Genomic DNA, 22,579 nt, shown 5'->3' on the forward strand with positions numbered 1-22,579 from the left:
TTCTTTAGCCGAATTGGATCATAATGTACTTTTAGCAAAAAATGTTGAAATTATTTACATTATATCAGAATAACAAGAATGATGTCGTTTCTTACTAACTAAATCATACTAAAATGTCGATAATAATGGATAAGCAATTAAATATTATGCTCCGGGGGAAATCCATTGAAAACAAGCATTGTGATCGCGACCTATAATAAGCTTGAGTACACGCAACAGTGTATTGAAAGTATTAGGAACTATACTGAAAATGGTACCTATGAAATTATTGTTGTAGATAATAACTCCACAGATAAAACAGTAGCTTGGCTATCGGAGCAAAATGACATTAAATTAATTATTAATCAAGAGAATCTTGGGTTTCCTAAAGCTTGCAATCAAGGTATCGAAGTTGCAACCGGAGACAACATTCTTTTATTAAATAATGATACGATTGTTACTTCGAATTGGTTAACTAATATGATCACTTGTTTATATAGCCAAGAGCAAGTTGGTGCTGTTGGCCTTGTAACTAATAATATTTCTTATTATCAGAAAATACCTACGAACTATTCCACATTAGACGAAATGCATGGATTTGCAGCAACTTACAATATCTCGGACTCTAACAAATGGGAGGAATGCTTGAAGCTTGTGGGTTTCTGTATGTTAATAAAAACATCTGTCGTGCAGGAGATCGGTTTACTTGATGAAGTATTCACTCCGGGGAACTATGAAGATGATGATTACTCTTTGCGAATTAGGCTAAGTGGCTATAGATTAATGGTTTGTAGGGATACGTTTATTCATCATTATGGCAGCGCATCTTTCAAAGAGAATAACAGTAAGTATGCAGAATTATTAATGACGAATAGAAAGAAATTTAAGGATATTTGGGGGTTCGACGCAGAAACCTGCAACATCATTAGAGAAGATTTAGTTAAGCTGATAGACAAACCTAGAGATCAAGTTACTAGAATACTGGATGTTGGATGTCTTTGCGGTGGAACATTGCTTAGAATTAAGCATTTATACCCCCAGGCACAGTTGTTTGGAATTGAATCGAATGAGATGTGCAGAAAATCAACGGAACGGTTTGCTGAAGTTATTATAGATGAAAAATTTGAAATAGAAGCAGGATATTTTGATTACATTTTAATTTCTGATAGTGAAGCGTTCTGTAATAATCCTTCGGAAATTATTCGGAGATACAAGCCTTTGCTAAAGGCAAGTGGAGAGTTATTACTTAGTATTCCTAACAGACTTCATCATAAAGTAGTGCTAAGTTTTATTTCGGGTACGATCAGTGCAGAAGAAAAGCAGTATCTGACCTTAAGTGAAATTGATTCTCTATTTAAGGAGACCGAATTCAAGCATATTAGCATGGTAGGTATTACATCGGATGAAATGACTGAGCCCGAACGAGAGTTTTTCAGTAATGCAGTTAATTTATTGAAATTATCTTCCAGCACAGCTTATCTTATAGAGAGTTTTTTAATAAAGGCAGGCGTTGAGGAGATAGAAGTGACTAACGGTCAACAAATTCACAATATACTTGATGATGCACTTGTGGCACCAGAAGATGAAACCCTTAAACATCTACTCAGAAGAGTAGAATTTAATATTGATCAAGACGAGGATCTCCAAACGTTAGTTGCATTCATTAATAGTCATAATGTTCAAACTGAACAAATACTAGAAGTAGTTGAAAATGCCATTATTCAGAAATCAGAGTTACTTAATCTTTTAGCTTGTACGTGTTCTGAGAATGAATTATACGAAATGGTTATTCCCTTATTAGACCAGTCGTTACTTTATAATCCTCTAAACGAGTCGGCTTTGCAGAATTTGGGAATGTTCCTTGTGCAATTAGGCGAGTATGGTAGTGCCTTGAATTTCTTAGAGCGTGTCACAGAAAAAAGCGAACAAATCATTGAAACGATTGACGCTTTGAGAGGGGAGCTTGCTCGTGAATAATACTAAAATCTGTTTTATTTATTGCGTTAGTAATATGAATCGTTATGAAGAATCTTTAAAGTATCTAAGTTCGCTTCGTATTCCAGAAGGCTATGAGGTGGAGGTCGTCGCGGCAGAGAATTTGAATGGCCTGGCAGCAGGCTACAATCAGGTGATGAATAACTCGGATGCTAAGTATAAAGTGTATATGGAAGAGGAAGCACTCATCATTAACAAAAATTTCTTGTTTGAGTTATTGGATGTATTTAAACATAACGCTAAACTTGGCATGGTCGGATTAATTGGCGGTCAGCTCTCTCAGAATCCAACAGGCGACATTCTTGCTAATCGATATGGCGAAATATATACCAATATCGACAAGAAGATGAGTTTAGTATCCTATGCTGAGGTTGTAGGCAGTTATACTGAGGTTCAAGCTATCCAGGGTCCTTTAATTGCAACCCAGTTTGATATGCCATGGAGAGATGATTTATTCAAAGGTGCGGATATGCTTGCCCTATCCCAATCCCTTGAGTACCGTGGACAAGGATATGAAGTGGGTGTTGTCTATCAACATTCCCCATGGTGTCTGTATGATAAACAAGAAGTTAATCAAGTTATGGAACAACAGGAGTTTCTGAACGAATATTCAAAGGGTCTCTATCCTTTAGTTAGTGTTCTGATTCCAACCTACAACAGACCACACTATTTTGAGTTGGCTTTGCAAAGTGTCCTTCAACAAACTTACAAAAATATTGAGATAATTGTATGTGACGATAGTACAAATGATGAAACTTTCAAACTTGTTCAATCTTATTTGATAAAGTATAACCATATTCGTTATTACAAAAATGAAGTAAATTTGGGCCAATTCGAAAACGATATTCAATGCATGGAACTTGCTAAAGGTGAATATGTGAATTTCTTAATGGACGATGATTTATTCCATCCTACCAAAATCGAGAAGATGATGAAGTATTTTATGGAGGATAAGGAACAATCAATTACATTGGTGACCTCTCATCGTCAACTAATTGATACGGAGGGCAATTCCTCTGGAGAGCTTCAAGCTACGGCACGTATCTTCGAAAAAGACACTGTTATGGACGGAATTGAAGCTGGAGAAATGATGTTAGGGAATGTGCTCAATTTCATTGGTGAGCCGACGACAGCATTATTTAGAAAAAATGATTTAGAAGAGCCATTTGGATGTTTTGGTGGCCGACAATATATATGCAATGTAGACATGGCTTCATGGGGGGATCTTCTTGCCAAAGGTAAGCTTGTCTATATTGCGGAAACGCTCAGTTACTATAGAAAGCATGGCGAGCAGCAACTGCAGTCAAAGAAAATGCTTATTGGTGGTTTATGCGATTTGGCTCACCAAATATTAAAGAGTCCTCAAAGAGGTTTCTTTGCTGATTTAAATAAATATGAAATGGCGATAAAAACTGCAATACGGTATTTCGATCAGATTGAAGGGCAACTTGATGATGAGGATAGAACAGAACAGCTATATGCAACTAGCAGAACATTCCATAGATTACTTTATAAGAAACTCGATGAAATTAACGAGTTGATTAAACAACAACAACCATTAGTTAGTGTGTTGATTCCTGCCTACAATAGGCCTCACTACTTGGAGCTGGCGCTTCAGAGTGTTCTTAATCAGACATATAAAAATATTGAAATTATTATTTGTGATGATAGTACGAATGATGAAGTTGGCATTATGATTCAGCCGTACCTAAATGAATATAAGCAAATTCAATACATTAAGAATGAGAGACAATTAAATTATTATAATTTACAAAAACTACTATCTTTAGCTAAGGGGAAATACATAAATTATCTTTGTGATGATGATTTGTTTCATGAAAGAAAAGTTGAAATAATGGTAGGCTATCTAGAGAAATATAACCAAATAACTCTAGTTACTTCATATAGAAAATTAATTGATGAAGAAGGGAATTTATTACAAGACTTATCATTCAATCAATCTTTATTTCCTAAAGATACAATAATAGATGGAGACCGACTTGGCAACTTCTTATTATCAAGTGGAATTAATGTGATTGGCGAGCCTACGACAGCAATGTTTAGAAGAAGTAGTTTAGATGAAGATTTCGGGGTTTACAAAGGTTATGAATTTATTAAAGGAATGGTTGATGTTTCAACATGGCTCTCTTTATTAAAAAAAGGACTTGCTTGTTACATCGCTACTCCTCTTAGCTATTTTAGACAACATGCCACACAGAACCAAAGAGACATAGCGACTATCGTACCATCCATTGGCGAGTGGCACCAAATAATCAAGAGTGCTAGGGAAGACGGTTTTTTAAAAGTTGAAAAAGATTATAAAGATGCACTCAGAAATCACCTGAAAAGTATGCTGAATATTTTTGAAAATTCTATTCAATTGGGTAGGGAAGATTTGCTAGAGGAAAATTGTGCTGAAAAATATATAAATTACGCTATGAGCGAAATATTGTACGCTAAGTATAATTATTGTTGCCCGCAGTGTAACAATAAATTTTCGGGGTTCAATCCATGGCCGGATTATTTGGATTTCACAAAATATGAATTTGAAATGTACAACAAAGAAACTTTTCTCTGTCCCGCTTGCTCTGCGATGGATAGAGAGAGATTATATCGTCTATATCTCGAACAAGAAACTGTTTTGTTGAATAGTCATCATGTTTTGCTGCATATTGCACCCGAAAAGCCGATCCGAGAATGGCTTTCTGGTTATGATAACATCTCCTATATTGGAGGGGATTTATTCCCTTTGGATGATTCGTTAATTAGAGTAGATGTGACGGATATACATTATCAAGATGAAACTTTTGATGTAATTTTATGTAGCCATGTGTTGGAGCATGTTCCTGATGATCGCAAAGCAATGAGGGAGTTATATAGAGTATTAAAACCAGGTGGTTGGGCGATATTGCAAGTGCCATTAGCTATCAACATTACGGATTCATATGAAGACTTTTCTATTACAACACCAGAAGAACGTCTAGAAGTATTTGGACAGGCTGATCATGTTAGAGTATATGCCAAAAAGGACTATATTGAGAGATTAGAAGGAGCTGGGTTTGAAGTAGAGTTATATAATTTTGCTGATAGATACGGAGTGAGTGAAGCAGAAAAATATGGACTTTCAAATCAAGATAATTTGTATATTGTTCATAAAAGATAAGCAGGGTTAGATAGGATGATAGTCTAATATATTTTAAGATTTTTATATTTAGGAATAGGGATGATAAGAGTGATAAATGTTACTAAAACCTATTTGCCGAATAGAGATAAATTTAATTCTTATGTTGATAGAATATTCGAGTCAGGGTGGGTAACTAACAATGGACAATTTAGTAAAGAGTTAACAGAAAGACTTTCCGAATACTTAGGGGTAAAAAATCTTTTATTAGTTTCTAATGGAACACTGGCACTTCAAATAGCTTATAAACTGCTTAACTTAACTGGTGACGTATTAACAACCCCTTTCTCATTTGTAGCTACTACAAGCTCTCTTGTTTGGGAGGGCTTAAAGCCAATATTTGTTGACATTGATTTAAAAACGTTTAACTTGGACCCTGATGAAATAGAGAGAAAAATAACATCAGACACAACAGCTATTGTAGCTACACATGTTTACTCTAATTCATGTGAGGTAGAAAAAATTCAGAAGATTGCTGATAAATATTCTTTAAAAGTTATTTACGACGCAGCGCATGCATTTGGTGTTAATTATAAGAAAAACAGTATTTTGAATTATGGTGACATTTCGGCGATAAGCTTTCATGGAACAAAAATTTTTCACACCATAGAGGGTGGCGCACTAATAATTAAGGATGATGCCCTCTATGAAAGGGCTCAAAGTATGATAAATTTTGGTATAGTCTCTCCTACTGAAATTGTAGGACTTGGAATTAATTCGAAATTAAATGAATTCCAGGCAGCTATGGGGATATGCGTATTAGACGATATAGACGTCATTGTAAAAAATAGAAAGATTCGGCATGATAGGTATATGACTGCATTTAGTGATGTAGAAGGCTTGCTATTTCAGAAAGTAAACCCTCATAGTACTTTGAACTATAGTCATTTTCCTCTTGTTTTTAAAAGTGAACAAATATTGCTTGAAGTAGTAGAAGAGCTGAATTTGAATAATATTATACCAAGAAGATATTTCTTTCCATCATTAACCGATTTACCTTATTTAACTAACAAGCAATTAGCACCTAAGTCAACAGATTTATCTTCTAGAATTCTGTGCTTACCGTTATACGATAGCCTTGAAATAGAAGTACAAGATTTAGTCATTAGCATAGTGAAGAAATATGTATCTACTAAAAGGAAACAAGTAATATGAAATTAGGTATTATGCAACCTTACTTATTTCCGTATATAGGATATTTTCAATTGATAAACGCTGTGGACCAATTCATTATTCACGATGATGTTCAGTTTATTAAAGGGGGTTGGATTAATAGAAATAGGATATTACTGAACGACTCAGCCCACATGTTTACATTTAGTGTAAAAAAAGAGTCTCATTTATTAAATATTAATCAAAGATTTTTTTCGCTTCAATTTGAGTTGGAAAAGACCAAATTTAAAAATAGTTTACACATCTGGTATAAAAAAGCAATGCATTATAATACAGCTATGGATTTAATTAATCAAATACTAAACGAAAAAAATGACAATGTATCTTCTTTCCTTACAACCCAGCTTCGAATCATATGTGATTACCTAGATATTAATACATTGATACGCCCTTCCTCAGAATTAATGATAGATAATCATCTTAAAGCGGAAGAACGAGTAATCGAGATGTGTAAGAAAATGGGGAGCAGTCAGTATATTAATCCTATTGGGGGTCTGGATATATATTCTAAGAGTAAATTTGAAAATAAAGGGATAGTTTTGAAGTTTTTGCGGAATTCGTCTATACCATATTACCAATTTCAAAAAGAGTTTGTTCCTTCATTATCGATTATTGATTTACTGATGTTTAATTCCAAGGATCAAATTAAACAAAAATTATTAGAATATGAGCTGATATAAATGAAAGAAATAGGTGGCTTTTATGAATTGGAACTACAAAAAAAGGGGTTGTACCATAAGCATGCAATTGGCTTAAACAGCGGTCGTAATGCATTTCGTTACATTCTTTTAAATATGAAGCCCCAGAAAGTGTTTTTACCAAATTATATTTGCAACAGTGTACTTGAACCTTTAATTGAACTGGGAATTCAGTACGAATTTTATAGCATCGATTTTTTGTTTAGGCCAATATTATCTGAAAAACATAAACAAAATGAAATCTTATTATACGTTAATTATTTTGGAATTAATGATGCTCAAGTCCGTCGTCTTGCGCAAGAATATGAAGAACTGGTTATTGACAATACACAATCGTTTTTTTCTATGCCCTTGCAAGGGATAAACTCGTACTACTCACCTAGAAAGTTTTTTGGAGTTGTGGACGGTGGATATGTCTATTCAAATGTAAATTTAACAATCGATTTAGAACAGGATGTTTCTTATACTCGATATGAGCATTTATTAAAACGTATTGATCAAAGTGCTCAATTAAGCTATGAGCAATTTGTTAGTAGTGAGAAAGCCTTATCGGGAGCTCCTTTAAAGAGAATGTCAAAACTAACGAGTCAAATATTAAGTAACGTTGATTATGAGTATTGTAAAAATCGAAGAATCAACAATTTTATGTATCTACACTCACAACTTGCTAAATCAAATGAGTTGACTATAGATACTGAAAACATTTCTGCCCCGATGGTCTATCCTTTACTTACTTCAGTGAAAGAATTGAAAAATGTATTAATTGAAAAAAGGATTTATATTGCGACTTATTGGAAAGAAGTGTTGGAGCGTGTGAATGTTGATAGCTTTGAGAATAAATTAGTTAACTTTCTTGTTCCTATCCCTATTGACCAAAGATACGATGAATCCGATATGGAAAGAATAGTTGAGGTAATTCGGAGGTATTTATAATGGTGATACTAAAGGATATATCAAAGAATGATATTAAAATAATTAATAGTTGGCGAAACGACAAGGTTATCATGCGGTCGCTAGGAGCACCCTTTAGATATATCAATTTGGAAACTGATGAGCTGTGGTTTGAAAACTATTTGAAAAATAAATCATCTCAAATTAGATGTGGAATATGGTTAGAAAATCAAGAGAGTCTTATTGGAATAGTTAATTTAACCAACATTGACTATATATCAAGAAATGCGGAATTTTCTATTATGATTGGAAATGAAAAATTCCATAATAGAGGAATCGGAACTATTGCGACAAAACTCATGTTAGAACATGCTTTTGAACATTTGAATTTGCATCGTGTTCACTTGACTGTTTTCGACTTTAACCTTGCTGCCATACATATTTATGAGAAAGTTGGATTTAGAAAAGAGGGGGTTTTTCTCGAAGCGCTTTTTAAAGATGGTGAATATCGCAACATTCTTCAATACGCCATACTGAGTAAAGAGTATGGGAGGAACAGGAATTTCAAGAGACTGGAGGAAAGTAAATGAGAGTAAAGAATTTTATAGAATCAATTGATGTGAATGGTTGGGTTATATTTGATTCCTTACTTGATGAGAATATAATTCACAAGCTAGTATACGAACTTGAAAATGCATATAAAATATGTAGGGATATCCAATTGATTAATGGAATTGGAGAAAATATGGATGGTACGGTACATCATTTAGTTTGTTTAAAAGGAAGTTTTCTTGATTTACTCGAAAACTTAGGACTTATCGAAGAAATGGAAGAGTATTTCAAGGGTAAGTTTATTTTGAATACTTTTGGTGGAGTAAAGAATATTAAAAATAAATTATCATACGTTGGGAAAGTGCATAGAGATATAAGGGACTTTTCTGGTGAAATGCCACTTATGCTAAATATGTTAATCATGTTAGATGATTTTACCTTAGAAAATGGAGCTACCTATTTCTTAACTGGCTCCCATAAACAACCTCAGAAACCAACAAACGATGAGTTTTTTTCTAATGCAGAAAGAGCTGTAGGTCTAAAGGGGAGCGTTGTTTTATTTAATTCAAATCTTTGGCATGCAGCAGGTGTAAACACAGTTGATCAAGAGAGGCGAGCTCTTACTCTTGCTTTTACAAAACCATTTATTAAACAACAACTAGATTATCCTCGTTTTTTTGGAGATGAATTTGGTTCGGAAATTTCAGAGAATTTGAAGCAAATTTTAGGTTATAATGCCCGGATTCCAACTAATTTAAGCGAATGGTATCAGCCTAGGGAAAAGAGATTATATAAATCTAATCAGGGATAAATTTCAAAAAGGAGTTGTCGTTTTGAGAGACTTAAATGAAGAGTTCGTAGATAAGAATAGAAAATATGCATATAATTTTGATAGTATTCTCAGAGAGTATATGATGAAATCGTTCCTTCCATTTTTGCCGAAAGGAAAAGCTTTGGAAATTGGATGCTACAAAGGCGAATTTACAGAGACATTAACTAAGTACTTTGATGATTTAACTGTTGTTGAAGCGGCTAGTGAGCTTGTAGAATATACAAAGAAAAAATTGGGATCAAAGATTAAAATAGTTCATTCGTTTATTGAAACTTTACATTTTGAGGAAAAATTTGATGCGATATTTCTGATGCATACCTTAGAGCACGTTGATGATCCGGTGTTTGTACTGGAAAAAATTAATTCGTGGCTTTCTGAATCAGGCAGGTTATTTCTTGTTGTTCCTAATGGGTATGCGCCATCAAGACAAATCGCAGTGAAAATGGGACTTATTACACATAATATTGCGATTACCGAGGCTGAATTTCAACAAGGACACAGAAGAACCTATACACTTGATACACTTGAGAGAGATGCAACATCAGCACAATTAAATATCATCCATCGAGGTGGAGTTATATTTAAAGCACTTGCTAATTTTCAGATGGATAAAGCAATCGAAAATAATATTATTGATGAGCAGTATATTGAAGGATGTTATAAACTGGGCATGGAATATCCTAATTTGTGCGCAAGTATTTTTCTTGTTTGTTCTAGAACAGAAAAATTGTCCGACATATATGGAAAGTGAGGGAGTGACATTATTTATAAACTTTTAATGTTTGGTTCGGGTGGACTGTACAGTGTAATAAAAGATTACATAAATTATGAAAGAGCAGAAATTGTTGCGTTTGTGAATAGTGATCCTTCAATGAGAGGAAAGTTACTCGATAATAAGCAAATCATATCTCCTACTGATATACAAAGTTACAACTATGATTATGTAATTATTGCAAGTGGTCATTATGATGAAATGAAAGAACAATTGATTCGTTCGCTGGTCCCTCAAGAAAAAATAATAGGATTTAAGATCAATGAAACAAGAGCGCTTAATGAACTGCAAGAGAAGTTAAATGACGAAATGGATATGCTGACTAATAAACAAAAATTTAAACTGTTTGCGATAAAAGAATTGGAATCGATTTTTATTTGTAGTATGCCATTGTTAGGGCGTAACAGATCAATAAATATGATAGACTCTAATATTGACTTCGTCAGATTATCGACATTGGAGTTAGTAGCCAATGAAATAAATTCTAAAAAAATTGAAGGAAATGTTGCGGAACTTGGAGTGTATAAAGGAGATTTTGCAAAGTTAATCAATAAAGCATTCCCTGAGAAAAAATTATATTTATTCGATACATTTGAAGGTTTTGATTTAAGAGATGTCACTGTAGATTTAAAGGAAAAATTTATAGTCAATGGAACTAATTCATTTAGAGATACTAGTGTACAAATTGTTCTGGATAAAATGTCAGACCCATCTAAATGTATTATTAAGAAGGGTTATTTCCCCGAATCAGCCCAAGGATTAGAGGAGAAATTTTCCTTTGTAAGTATTGATGCCGATTTATACACTCCCATCTATGAAGGTCTTTGTTATTTTTACCCCAGACTTGTTCCAGGTGGATATATCTTTGTTCATGATTATAATAATTCAATATTCAAAGGTGCGAAGTCAGCTGTGCGTGACTTTTGTTCAATTCAGCAGATTCCCTATATTCCAGTTAGTGATGTCTACGGTACAGCTATAATTGCAAAATAATTGCCGAACTTGAGAAAGTATTTGATCTTTTCAAGTCTGAAGTTAACGCATTCATATTGGTATGAGGCTAAACAAGTTGGATTAGGAACAGATCTTATGCTATTGATAAATATAATAACAACATTGGTTACTTCAAGAGTCGTAAGGATTATCTTATTTTTGATAAAATTTTAACTTTTGAAGTTAATGAATATACTTCTATCTCTAAGGTAGGGAGGTACCCAAAGTCTTCACGCTGTGGGTACCTTTTTATATACATACAAGTGTCAGCTTCTCAAACTCCCAACACACACTCGTTTTATTTAAATTTTACATCCACAACACTCCTGTGGATAATGTGCACAACTATGTGCATAACTTTGTTAATAAGTTGTAAAAAAGCCCGCGGCGACAATATTCTACAAAATCTGCAGTTATCCACGGCTTGTATATACCCGAATTTTCTAAAAATTTACTTGATTGGCAAGTTTCAAATTGACAGGTCAAGCAGGAGGGTGATATAGTCAAAAAGTAAGGGCTTTCATTATTGAATTGCTTATGATTTTTACATTTTTCAAAACGAAGGGAATGTGTACGTTATGCAAGGTAAAGTGAAATGGTTCAACGCAGAGAAAGGCTATGGTTTCATCGAGCGTGAAGATGGTGGAGATGTATTCGTGCATTTCTCAGCTATTCAATCCGAAGGATTCAAAACGCTGGACGAAGGTCAAGCAGTAGAGTTTGACATCGTAGAAGGCGCACGCGGTCCGCAAGCAGCTAACGTTAGCAGACTATAATCATTCGGCACGAACTGTGCCGCTAGTATACACACCTACGAACATGCACACCTTGGGAGTCATCCCGGGGTGTTTTTTTGCGTAGATTAAAGTATAAGTTTTATACTTTAGCTTCGCATCTACCTTGACAAACGCGCTCGTCCTAAAAGGACGACGAAGTCGTTTATTCTTGGTATACATATTATGTTCGGAATTTAAAGGAATTATGAAGATGGGGTGGAATGTAGTATACTGTAAGTAGGAAGGGAGATGTTTAACTATGATCATTAGCATTCGCGGAGAACACCTTGAAGTAACTGAGGCCCTCAGGGACTATGTCGAGAAAAAATTAAACAGACTAGATAGGTACTTTGAAGCTCCCCTTACATCCGATGTACAAGTAAAGCTAAGTGTGGTTAAAGATTTGCAAGCCATCGAGGTGGCCATTCCCCTAACGGGCGTGCTGCTTAGAGCAGAGGAACGCAATTCTGATATGTATGCTTCGATTGATTTGGTTGTGGACAAGTTAGAGCGCCAAATTCGCAAGCATAAAACAAGAACCAACCGCAAAATTCGCGAAGAAGGCGGCAAGCGTGATTTGTTCAAAATGGAAACATCACCTGTCACTTTTGTGGAAGAGGAAGAAGACTTTGAATTGGTCCGCAACAAACGCTTTGATTTGAAGCCGATGGATGTTGAGGAAGCGATTTTGCAAATGAATTTGGTTGGTCACAGCTTCTTTGTTTTCTCCAATATGGACACAGATTCTGTCAATGTAGTTTACAAGCGTAATGACGGAAAGTACGGATTAATTGAGCCTGCTATTTACAAATAAAATAAACATACACAAAGAGCTTGATTCGATTCTGTCGAATTGGGCTCTTTTTTATTGATTAAGCTATGTAGATACGTTTATTTTGGATGCATGCATTTCGGTCAACGATTCAATACTATAGAAATAAGTTAAAACGTGAAACTTTTATGGGTTATGGGCAGTTTATATGGATGAGGACCGAGGGTTTGTTGCGGCAGGGCGGTCAAAGGTGGTACAATTTAAGGATACGAATGCAATAGAAAGGGGTTCACCGATGCTAGGACTAGTGAAGAAGATTTTTGGTGATTCCAATGAACGGGAAGTTAAACGGATGTTAAAAGCTGTTGATTATATCAACGAGCTTGAAGCAGGCATTGAGCCGTTATCTGATGAAGAGCTAAGAGGCAAGACTGTTGAGTTCCGTAATCGCTTGGAGAAAGGCGAGGAACTGGATGATTTGCTTCCTGAAGCTTTTGCTGTAGTCAGAGAGGCAGCCAAACGTGTATTGGGCAAACGTCATTACGACGTTCAACTTATTGGGGGTATGGTGCTGCACGAAGGCCGTATTGCCGAGATGAGAACAGGGGAAGGTAAAACGTTAGTTGGAACACTTCCTGTATATTTGAATGCATTGCTGGGCAAAGGCGTGCATGTGGTAACCGTCAATGACTACTTGGCACAACGCGATAGCGGCGAAATGGGCCAAATTTATGAATTCCTTGGCCTGACGGTTGGGGTAAATCTGCATGAACTTTCTCATGAGGAAAAGCAAGCAGCTTACGCCTGCGATATTACGTATGGTACGAACAACGAATACGGTTTCGACTACCTGCGTGATAACATGGTTCTCTACAAAGAGCAGATGGTTCAACGTCCGCTTTATTATGCGGTTATCGATGAAGTTGACTCCATTCTGGTCGATGAAGCTAGAACACCTCTAATTATTTCGGGACAAGCTGCCAAATCAACAGATATGTATTATTCGGCAGACCGTTTTGTGTCCAATTTGAAAATAGAAGAGGATTACACGATTGATATTAAAGTGCGTTCCGTAGCTCTTACGGAAGAAGGGGTTGCGAAAGCAGAGCGCGCCTTCGGCATTGAGAACTTATTTGATCATCAGAATGTGAATATTAATCACCACGTAACTCAAGGGCTTAAAGCGCGTTTCATCATGAAACGTGATGTGGACTACGTCGTACAAGACGACGAGGTTATGATTGTTGATGAATTTACGGGCCGTATTATGACAGGCCGTCGCTATAGTGATGGGCTGCACCAAGCCATTGAGGCCAAAGAGCAGCTGCAAGTTCAGAATGAGAGCATGACGCTGGCGACGATTACGTTCCAGAACTATTTCCGTATGTACCGCAAGCTTGCGGGTATGACAGGTACGGCAAAGACGGAAGAGGAAGAGCTCAAGAAAATTTATGGTCTTGAGGTTATCATTGTTCCGACCAACCGTCCAATGATTCGTAAAGATATGCCGGACGTGGTATATAAATCGGAGAATGGTAAGTTTAATGCGGTTGTTGAGCAAATTGTGGAGAAACACAAACTGAATCAACCGGTTCTTGTCGGTACAGTATCGATCGAGAACTCCGAAATTCTATCCGATATGCTCAAGAAAAAAGGTATTCAACATAAGGTCCTCAATGCTAAGTACCATGCGGAAGAAGCTGAAATCGTATCACGTGCGGGACAGCCAGGGGCTGTGACGATCGCTACGAATATGGCGGGACGTGGTACGGACATTGTGCTTGGAGATGGCGTACATGATATCGGTGGACTGCATATTATAGGTACAGAACGTCATGAAAGCAGACGAATCGATAACCAGCTGCGTGGTCGTGCGGGCCGTCAAGGTGACCCTGGTTCATCGCAATTCTACCTTTCTCTAGAGGATGAATTGATGAAACGATTCGGCGCTGAAAATATTATGGCGATGATGGACCGTCTTGGGATGGAAGAAGATCAGCCGATCGAGAGCAAATTGATCTCGCGTGCGGTTGAATCTGCACAGAAACGCGTGGAAGGCAACAACTTCGACGTTCGTAAAGTGGTCCTTCAGTATGATGATGTAATGAATCAACAACGTGAAATTATTTATAAACAGCGCCGCGAGCTGCTGGAATCCGAGAATATCCGCGAAGTCATCGAGGGTATGATTAACGCAGTGATCGAGCGCGTCGTGAAAGCACACTGTCCGGAAGAGCAAATTCCGGAAGAGTGGGAGCTTCAAGAGGTTGCGAATTTCGTGAATAACAACTTCCTACAGGAAGATGCACATATTAGCGACCAAACGATTTGGGGCAAAGAGCAAGAAGAGATCATTGATCTTATCAAAGAGCTTGTCAGCAAACGCTATGACGAGCGTGAAGAAGAGATTGGACCTGAATTCATGCGTGAATTCGAGAAGGTTGTTGCACTTCGTGCTGTAGATAGCAAATGGATGGATCATATTGATGCGATGGATCAACTGCGTCAAGGTATCCACCTACGCGCATATGGCGGTACAGATCCGCTTCGTGAGTACCAGTTCGAAGGCTTCGAGATGTTCCAAGAAATGATTGAGAACATTCGTGAAGAAGTCGCGATGTATATCATGAAAGCTCATGTTCAAAGCAACCTGGAGCGTCAAGCCGTTGCCGAAGGGCAAGCGGTTGATACGAAGAATGAAGCTGGCGGCAAGAAGCCGGTCGTACGTGAAGAGGAGCAACGTATCGGACGTAACGATCCATGCCCATGCGGCAGCGGTAAAAAGTTCAAACAGTGCCACGGACAAGGCAGCTAAGAGAAGCTAAGCAGCGCTTGGCTTGATCCGGTGAGTAGGGTCACAAGAGAATAAAGAGGTGTAAGACATGTTGGAACCAGAAGTGAAACAGGATTTAAGAGAGACAGCAAAGCGACTAACCGAATTACGGGGGTCTCTTTGACTTAGATCATAAGCTGGAAGCGATCGGCGATTTCGAGGAGAAAATGGGGGCGCCGGACTTCTGGGACGATAACGAACGTGCCCAGAAGACGATCTCCGAGCTCAACGTGATCAAGAGTGTTGTGGATCAATTTCAGGGATTCTCGAACGAGTTTGACGACCTGCAGGTCATGGTCGAGCTCGAGGAAGAGGAAAGCGATACTGGCTTGGCGACTGACATTGAGAAAGGCATCGCGGCCCTAAAGGCCAAGCTCGAAAGTTTCGAGCTTGGCCTGTTATTGAATCAGCCGTATGACCGGCTGAATGCAATTCTAGAGCTGCATCCAGGCGCCGGCGGCACGGAGTCGCAGGACTGGGCGGAGATGCTGCTGCGCATGTATCGCCGCTGGGCAGAGAAGCAGGGCTACAAAGTCGAGGTGCTCGACTATTTGCCCGGCGACGAAGCCGGCGTGAAGAGTGTCACGCTGCAGATCACGGGCTTCAACGCCTACGGCTACTTGAAGGCAGAGAAAGGCGTGCACCGGCTCGTGCGGATTTCGCCGTTTGATGCGTCAGGCAGACGCCACACATCCTTCGTGTCGTGCGACATCATGCCGGAGATTGAAGACGATACGGAAGTGGAGATCCGCACAGAGGATCTCAAAGTCGATACGTATCGGGCGAGCGGCGCCGGCGGTCAGCACATTAACACCACGGATTCGGCCGTGCGGATTACGCACATGCCGACTGGGGTCGTTGTGAGTTGTCAGCAGGAGCGTTCACAGATCAAGAACCGCGAGAAAGCGATGAAAATGCTACGCTCCAAGTTGTATGAGAAGAAGATCGAAGCGCAGTTGAAGCATCTAGCTGAAATTCGCGGCGAGCAGTCCGAAATTGGCTGGGGAAGCCAAATTCGTTCTTATGTTTTTCATCCGTACAGCATGGTAAAAGATCACAGGACATCGGCAGAGACAGGGAATGTCGGCGCCGTTATGGACGGGGATCTGGATATGTTCATCGATGCATACCTGCGTCATCAGATTCGCAAGCCGGACAATGTTGAGTAATTAGTGCTGGAGGCATAACGCATAACAGAAGCAATTGACGTTCATCCTACACCTAACAGGTGTAGGATTTTTTGTGAGAGGAGGCCTCTCGTGGCCAGAAGAGAACCACTGATACGGATAGGGAGTCCTGCACATACCGTATTTGAATATACCTTGCTAGTTATAGGCTCACTAGTGATGGCGGCTAGTTTTAACTCCTTTTTGAACCCGAACAAAATTGCGACCGGAGGGGTTTCGGGGATTTCGACGGTGATTCAGCAGGTATCAGGCTTAAATCCAGCGATCACCCAATGGGCGCTCAACATTCCGATATTCCTTCTAGCGTTATGGTTGCTGGGAGGGCATTTCGGTGTGAAGGCGGCTGTTGGTTCGGTTATATTTCCGTTATGCGTACTGGTGACCAGCCATATAGGCGTGCCGACACACAACCCTTTGCTCGCTGCCGTTTATGGTGGAATAGGCGTTGGATTGGGGCTAGGCATTGTCTTTCGGGGCCGTGGCTCTACAGGTGGGCTTGGGTTAGCCGCGCAAATTTTACATAAGTACACAGGATTAAGTTTGGGCTTCTCTGTTGCGGTGTTTGACGGTCTGGTGATCATCTCCTCAGCGCTGGTGTTCACGCCGGAGAATGCGCTGTATGGGATGATTGGCCTGTTCGTGACAACCAAAACGATCGATATCGTGCAGATCGGCTTCAACTATGCGAAAGTAGCGTTCATCATTTCGGACCATTCGGATGCGATTCGCAAGGCGATTTTGTTTGATTTGGATCGCGGGCTGACCGAGCTTAACGGATCCGGTGGATTTACCGGGGAATCGCGGACGGTGATGATGGTTGTCGTGAAGCAGAACGAAGTCAGTCGATTGAAGACGTTGGTCCAGTCAGTGGATCCTCAGGCGTTTGTCATTTTGAGTGAAACGAATGAGGTGCTGGGTGAAGGGTTTAAGCGGCATGCTTAGATGCGTGGCGGTTTCCAGAGTTGTAGTAGACGTGCTTAAGCACGTCTTTTTTTGATATGAGGGTCGCGGCGGCGCATCTACAAAGCAAAGCTCTTTGTTGTATGTTGTGCAACATAGAAACGGTTATCTCGATAATTTCAGGTTCTTTCGTGTATAAAATACAATCATTTCCGCCCAAAAAGCCTAAAATCGGCCGCTTTCAGCTAAAATGGTTGCACTAAGTACAATGAAGGGGTACGCGAGGTCCCGAATGCAGCGAAAATAATGTACAAAGTACAACATACATAGAACGATCTCTAATCTATAGGCTAAACCATGAACATTGGTACAATAACAGAAGTTCTTCCCAAAAAGGAACTGCGGAAACCCATAAAAAAATGTTGCTTGTCCAACGTTTAATTTGGGATAATATAACTGTTCATTGGTTGGACAGAATGTCTATGCATATTATGAATTTTTTTCATCTGATCTACTGCTTGAAACTCGCGAAGAGATTTTTGCCCAAAAAGCTGGGAAACCCTTGATTCATATCGGATCTAAACGCATTTGCACGGAGAAAACTGGTGAAAAAAATTCATTGAATTATTATGTATATGACTGTATAATCATACATATATTTTCGGAGTAACGGGGGAATTCATATGAGTCATATCGTTAGAGCGGCTATTATTGGGGCAACAGGGTACGGTGGCGCGGAGGTTATTCGTCTTTTGCAGGCGCATCCTCTTGTGAAAATCACTTCGGTCATCTCGACGTCGAACGCGGGAGCTCCGCTTGCTGATCATTTTCCGCATTTGCAAGAAGTAGTTGTTGATATTCTAGATCAACTTGATGTGGATCTTATCGCCAGCAAAGCCGATGTCGTGTTCCTCGCAACACCAGCGGGCGTAAGTGCAGAACTTTCACCGAAACTTTTGGCTGCTGGCCTGAAGATTATTGATATTTCCGGGGATTTAAGATTGAAGTCAAGCAGCGATTATGAAAAATGGTACAAAAAGAAGCCGGCTTCCGAGGAAATCTTGGCGAAGTCGATCTATGCTTTGTCCGAAGTATTCGGGGACGAAGTGAAGGGCAGCGACCTGATCGCTAATCCTGGTTGTTACCCAACAGCGACGCTTCTGGGGCTGATCCCAGCAGTGAAAGCAGGTTGGATTGATCCGTCTACGATCATCATTGATGCGAAATCAGGCGTTTCCGGTGCTGGACGCGGAGTTAGTCTGGGCGTGCATTACGCGGAAGTAAATGAGAATTTGAATGTGTATAAAGTGAATAAACACCAGCATATCCCGGAAATTGAGCAAGCGCTCAGCCGTGTAGCGGGTAAGCCGGTAGTGACGACATTCACGACACATCTTGTGCCAATGACGCGCGGAATTATGTCCACGATGTACGCTACAGTGAATGGTGAGCATACGGCTGCTGATTTTATTGAGCTCTATCGTCAATTCTATGAAGGCCGGAAGTTTGTACGGATTCGTCAAGAAGGCAAGTTCCCTTCTACGAAGGAAGTATACGGTTCTAATTACTGTGATATTGGTTTTGCCGTGGATGAGCGGACAGGTCGCGTGACGATCGTTTCTGTTATTGATAATGTCGTGAAAGGCGCTGCTGGGCAGGCCATTCAAAACTTGAACTTGATGTACGGTTGGGAAGAAACGACCGGCTTGCTATTTGCGCCGGTATATCCATAAGAAGCGGGACATGTGAGGAGACGAGGATGTTGGATACAGTTAGTTTCACGGTGGTGCCTGAGGGCACAGTAACGACACCGAAAGGCTTTCGTGCAGGCGGCCTGCACTGTGGTTTAAAGAAAACGGAGCGCTTTGATTTGGGCGCGATCGTATGTGATGTGCCAGCGGCGGCGGCAGGCGTGTACACGCTGAACGCGTTTCAGGCGGCACCGCTGCGCGTGACGCAAGAGAGCATTGCCCAAGGCGGCAAGCTGCAGGCAATGATCGTGAACAGCGGCAACGCGAACGCGTGCACGGGCCAGCAGGGCGAAGACGACGCGTACGCGATGCGTGCAGCCAGCGCGAAGGCGCTAGGCGTAGCTGAGCACCAAGTCGGCGTGACGAGCACAGGCGTAATCGGCGAGCTTCTGCCGATGGGCAAGGTGCTGGTGGGCATCGAGCAGCTGCCGCAGCGCGTAAAAGAAGACGGAGGCGAGGACTTCTGCCAAGCGATCCTGACAACGGATCTTGTGCAGAAGATGACGTGTGTCCGTCTTGTCGTGGGCGGCAAAGAGGTTCACATTGCCGGGGCTGCGAAGGGTTCGGGGATGATTCACCCGAACATGGCGACGATGCTCGGTTTCATGACAACCGATGCACCGATCGAAAGCGAATACCTGCAGCAGTTGCTTAGCAGGATTACAGATAACACCTTCAACATGATCACCGTTGACGGAGATACATCCACCAACGACATGGTCGTGGTGATGGCTAGCGGTTTGGCTGGCGGCGAGACGCTAACTCCGGAGCATCCGGATTGGGAAGCATTCGCAGCCGGTTTTCAATACGTTGGCGAGTACCTGGCCAAAGCGATTGCACGCGACGGCGAGGGCGCGACGAAGCTGATCGAGACGACGGTTATCGGTGCAGAGAGCGACGAAGCGGCTCGTAAGATCGTGAAGTCGATCATTGGATCAAGCTTGGTGAAGTCCGCTGTTTATGGCGCTGACGCGAACTGGGGCCGGATCATTGCGGCTGTCGGTTACTCGGGACAACCGGTGAATGTGAACACGGTCGATATCCGTTTGGGCGATATCGCAGTGCTAGAGCAGTCGCGTCCGGTGAAGTTTGATGAAGAAGAGGCACTGGCTTATTTGAAAACAGATACGATTCAAATTCATGTGAATTTACATATGGGCACTGGCAAGGCAACGGGCTGGGGCTGCGATTTGACATATGATTATGTGCGAATCAATGCGGCTTACCGCACATAAGGAAGCAAAGGGGAACGAGCGCAGTGAAGAACAATTGCTTTGTGATGAAATGCGGAGGCAGCACGCTTGCGGCGCTGCCTGCCAGCTTTTTTGAAGATATGCGTCAGCTTCAGGAGGAAGGCATCGTAACGGTTATCGTACACGGTGGCGGCCCCGCCATTTCAGAAACGCTTGGAAAGCTGGGCATCGAGTCGGGGTTTGTGAACGGCCTGAGGGTTACAACCGAAGCTGTGCTAGATGTTGTAGAAATGGTTCTTTCCGGCCAAATCAACAAAGAGATCGTACGCCGCATTCAGTTGACAGGAGCAGCAGCGCTTGGTTTGTCCGGCGTGGATGGACATTTAATTGAGGCGAGACCAGTGGCGAACAGCCACGAAGTGGGTTTAGTCGGTGATGTGACGAGAGTGAATGCCGATCTGATTCAAGGCATCGTGAACATGGGCTACATTCCGGTTATTGCCCCAGTTGGGCTTGGTGAAGATGGCGGGCAGCGTTACAATATTAACGCGGACACGGCAGCTGGCGCGGTTGCATCCCACCTTTGCGTGGAGCAAATGGTTGTCGTGACGGACGTACCTGGCATTATGAAGACAGTTGACGGAGAGAAGCAAGTACTCCCTATGGTGAGCGTTGCAGAGATCGAAGAGATGATTGCAAGTGGAGACATTTATGGCGGCATGATTCCAAAGGTTCGCGCAGCGATCGCTTGCATTCAGGGCAAGGTGCAGGAAGTTGTGATTGTGAATGGATCTGAGCCTAACGTACTCAGCAAAGTGCTGAAGGGCACAGGGATTGGGACGCGAATCGTAAGATAATTATTTAAGAGGAGGGAATGTACATGAGTGAAACGGGTAAAAGCTCGCTCTTTCCAACGTACGCCAGATATCCAATTACACTGGTGAAGGGGGAGGGGAGCCGACTATGGGACGATACAGGCAAGGAGTACATCGATTTGATGAGCGGAATTGCGGTAGCGAACCTTGGACACGCGCCTCGAGAAGTGAAAGAGAAGCTTGTTGAGCAGTTGGATCAGCTATGGCATGTAAGCAACCTTTTCCATATACCGAACCAGGAAAAACTAGCTTCCTTACTTACGGATAACAGCTGTGCGGATGCTGTATTTTTCTGTTCCACTGGAGCAGAAGCGAATGAAGCTGCAATCAAGCTGGCACGTCGCTATAACCAAAAGGTGCTGAACAATGGTCGGTACGAGATTATTACGTTCAACATGTCGTTCCACGGGCGGACGCTGGCAACATTGACCGCTACGGGTCAAGAGAAAGTGAAGGAAGGCTTCCATCCGCTTCCTGAAGGCTTTGTGTATGCACCTTATAACGATATTGAGGCTGTGCGGAGCCTTGTGAATGACAAAACATGCGCTATCATGCTGGAGATGGTACAGGGGGAAGGCGGCGTATTGCCGGCTGATCCGGAATTCGTGAAACAATTGGCAGAGCTGTGCAAACAGGAAAATCTGCTTTTGATTGCGGATGAAATCCAAACGGGCGTAGGGCGTACAGGTAAGCTTTTTGCCTATGAGCACTATGGTGTGGAGCCTGACATTTTTACATTGGCCAAAGGTTTGGGCGGCGGGTTCCCGATTGGCGCTATGCTGGGGAAAGCTTTCCTTGCTGAAGGATTTAATGCTGGCAGTCATGGTTCGACATTTGGCGGTACACCGATTGCGACGGCTGCAGGTTTTGCGGCTGTGGATACGATCCTTACACAAAAGCTGCCAGAGCGCGCAGCGGAGTTAGGCGAGTACACGATCAAGAGGCTGGAAAGTAAGCTTGCCGGCAATCCGTTGATCGCGAAAATTCGCGGTATCGGGCTTTTGATCGGAATTGAGTGCACGCAGCCTGCAGGGGAAATGATTAGTGAAATTCATAAAAGAGGCGTGCTCGTTATTCCAGCAGGGCCGAATGTTATTCGTTTAGTGCCGGCCTTAAATATACCGCAAGAAGATTTGGATCAAGGGCTGGATGTACTGTGCGCTGTCCTTGCAGAGAAGGCATCGACGATCAGCAGCATCTAGTGAGTAACAGGAGAGAGGTTGAAT

At 41.0% G+C, this 22,579-nt stretch carries 18 protein-coding genes; all 18 read left to right on the forward strand.

Annotated features, from left to right (window positions below; all coding sequences use genetic code 11):
* Positions 1-165: 165 nt before the first annotated feature.
* A complete protein-coding gene (locus AC58VC_RS31860) occupies positions 166-1,956 on the forward strand; it encodes a glycosyltransferase (protein ID WP_497374916.1) in 1,791 nt (596 codons plus the stop codon).
* A complete protein-coding gene (locus tag AC58VC_RS31865; protein WP_497374918.1) occupies positions 1,949-5,137 on the forward strand; it encodes a glycosyltransferase in 3,189 nt (1,062 codons plus the stop codon). Before AC58VC_RS31860 ends, AC58VC_RS31865 begins: the two co-directional genes overlap by 8 nt.
* 69 nt (positions 5,138-5,206) lie before the next feature.
* Positions 5,207-6,310, forward strand: a complete 1,104-nt coding sequence (locus tag AC58VC_RS31870) for a DegT/DnrJ/EryC1/StrS family aminotransferase (RefSeq protein ID WP_497374920.1) — start codon at positions 5,207-5,209, stop codon at positions 6,308-6,310.
* Positions 6,307-7,008: a WbqC family protein gene (locus AC58VC_RS31875; RefSeq protein WP_497374922.1), complete on the forward strand. Its 702-nt coding sequence runs from the start codon at positions 6,307-6,309 to the stop codon at positions 7,006-7,008. Before AC58VC_RS31870 ends, AC58VC_RS31875 begins: the two co-directional genes overlap by 4 nt.
* On the forward strand, positions 7,009-7,959 hold the full coding sequence (locus tag AC58VC_RS31880) for a hypothetical protein (RefSeq protein ID WP_497374924.1): 951 nt from the start codon (positions 7,009-7,011) through the stop codon (positions 7,957-7,959).
* On the forward strand, positions 7,959-8,507 hold the full coding sequence (locus tag AC58VC_RS31885; RefSeq protein WP_497374926.1) for a GNAT family N-acetyltransferase: 549 nt from the start codon (positions 7,959-7,961) through the stop codon (positions 8,505-8,507). The genes AC58VC_RS31880 and AC58VC_RS31885 overlap by 1 nt, the downstream gene beginning before the upstream one ends.
* Positions 8,504-9,280, forward strand: coding sequence for a phytanoyl-CoA dioxygenase family protein (locus AC58VC_RS31890; protein ID WP_497374928.1), 777 nt, complete (start codon positions 8,504-8,506; stop codon positions 9,278-9,280). Before AC58VC_RS31885 ends, AC58VC_RS31890 begins: the two co-directional genes overlap by 4 nt.
* Before the next feature lie 22 nt (positions 9,281-9,302).
* Positions 9,303-10,052 (forward strand): class I SAM-dependent methyltransferase, encoded by a 750-nt coding sequence (locus AC58VC_RS31895; protein ID WP_497374930.1) that lies wholly within the window; start codon positions 9,303-9,305, stop codon positions 10,050-10,052.
* A gap of 12 nt (positions 10,053-10,064) precedes the next feature.
* Entirely contained in the window at positions 10,065-11,066 is a 1,002-nt protein-coding gene (locus AC58VC_RS31900) for a TylF/MycF/NovP-related O-methyltransferase (RefSeq protein WP_497375008.1), read from the forward strand.
* Between the two features lie 578 nt (positions 11,067-11,644).
* A complete protein-coding gene (locus AC58VC_RS31905; RefSeq protein ID WP_028556842.1) occupies positions 11,645-11,842 on the forward strand; it encodes a cold shock domain-containing protein in 198 nt (65 codons plus the stop codon).
* A 259-nt stretch (positions 11,843-12,101) separates the two neighbouring features.
* Positions 12,102-12,656, forward strand: coding sequence for a ribosome hibernation-promoting factor, HPF/YfiA family (gene hpf, locus AC58VC_RS31910; protein ID WP_161410081.1), 555 nt, complete (start codon positions 12,102-12,104; stop codon positions 12,654-12,656).
* 253 nt (positions 12,657-12,909) lie between these two features.
* Positions 12,910-15,429 (forward strand): preprotein translocase subunit SecA, encoded by a 2,520-nt coding sequence (secA, locus tag AC58VC_RS31915; RefSeq protein ID WP_497375010.1) that lies wholly within the window; start codon positions 12,910-12,912, stop codon positions 15,427-15,429.
* 67 nt (positions 15,430-15,496) lie between these two features.
* Positions 15,497-16,616, forward strand: a protein-coding gene (prfB, locus tag AC58VC_RS31920) for a peptide chain release factor 2 (protein WP_497374932.1) whose coding sequence is annotated in 2 segments (ribosomal slippage) — positions 15,497-15,568 and positions 15,570-16,616 — 1,119 coding nt in all. Because the reading frame shifts where the segments join, the coding sequence is not laid out codon by codon here.
* Between the two features lie 90 nt (positions 16,617-16,706).
* A complete protein-coding gene (locus AC58VC_RS31925) occupies positions 16,707-17,576 on the forward strand; it encodes a YitT family protein (protein ID WP_497374934.1) in 870 nt (289 codons plus the stop codon).
* Between the two features lie 641 nt (positions 17,577-18,217).
* Positions 18,218-19,267 (forward strand): N-acetyl-gamma-glutamyl-phosphate reductase, encoded by a 1,050-nt coding sequence (argC, locus tag AC58VC_RS31930; protein ID WP_497374936.1) that lies wholly within the window; start codon positions 18,218-18,220, stop codon positions 19,265-19,267.
* 26 nt (positions 19,268-19,293) lie between these two features.
* On the forward strand, positions 19,294-20,520 hold the full coding sequence (gene argJ / locus AC58VC_RS31935) for a bifunctional glutamate N-acetyltransferase/amino-acid acetyltransferase ArgJ (protein ID WP_497374937.1): 1,227 nt from the start codon (positions 19,294-19,296) through the stop codon (positions 20,518-20,520).
* 44 nt (positions 20,521-20,564) lie between these two features.
* Positions 20,565-21,335, forward strand: coding sequence for an acetylglutamate kinase (gene argB, locus AC58VC_RS31940; RefSeq protein WP_497375012.1), 771 nt, complete (start codon positions 20,565-20,567; stop codon positions 21,333-21,335).
* A gap of 23 nt (positions 21,336-21,358) precedes the next feature.
* Complete coding sequence (argD, locus tag AC58VC_RS31945; protein WP_497374939.1) at positions 21,359-22,555, forward strand: acetylornithine transaminase; 1,197 nt, start codon at positions 21,359-21,361, stop codon at positions 22,553-22,555.
* The last annotated feature ends 24 nt before the right edge of the window (positions 22,556-22,579 follow it).

The organism is Paenibacillus sp. J22R67, assembly GCF_059692175.1.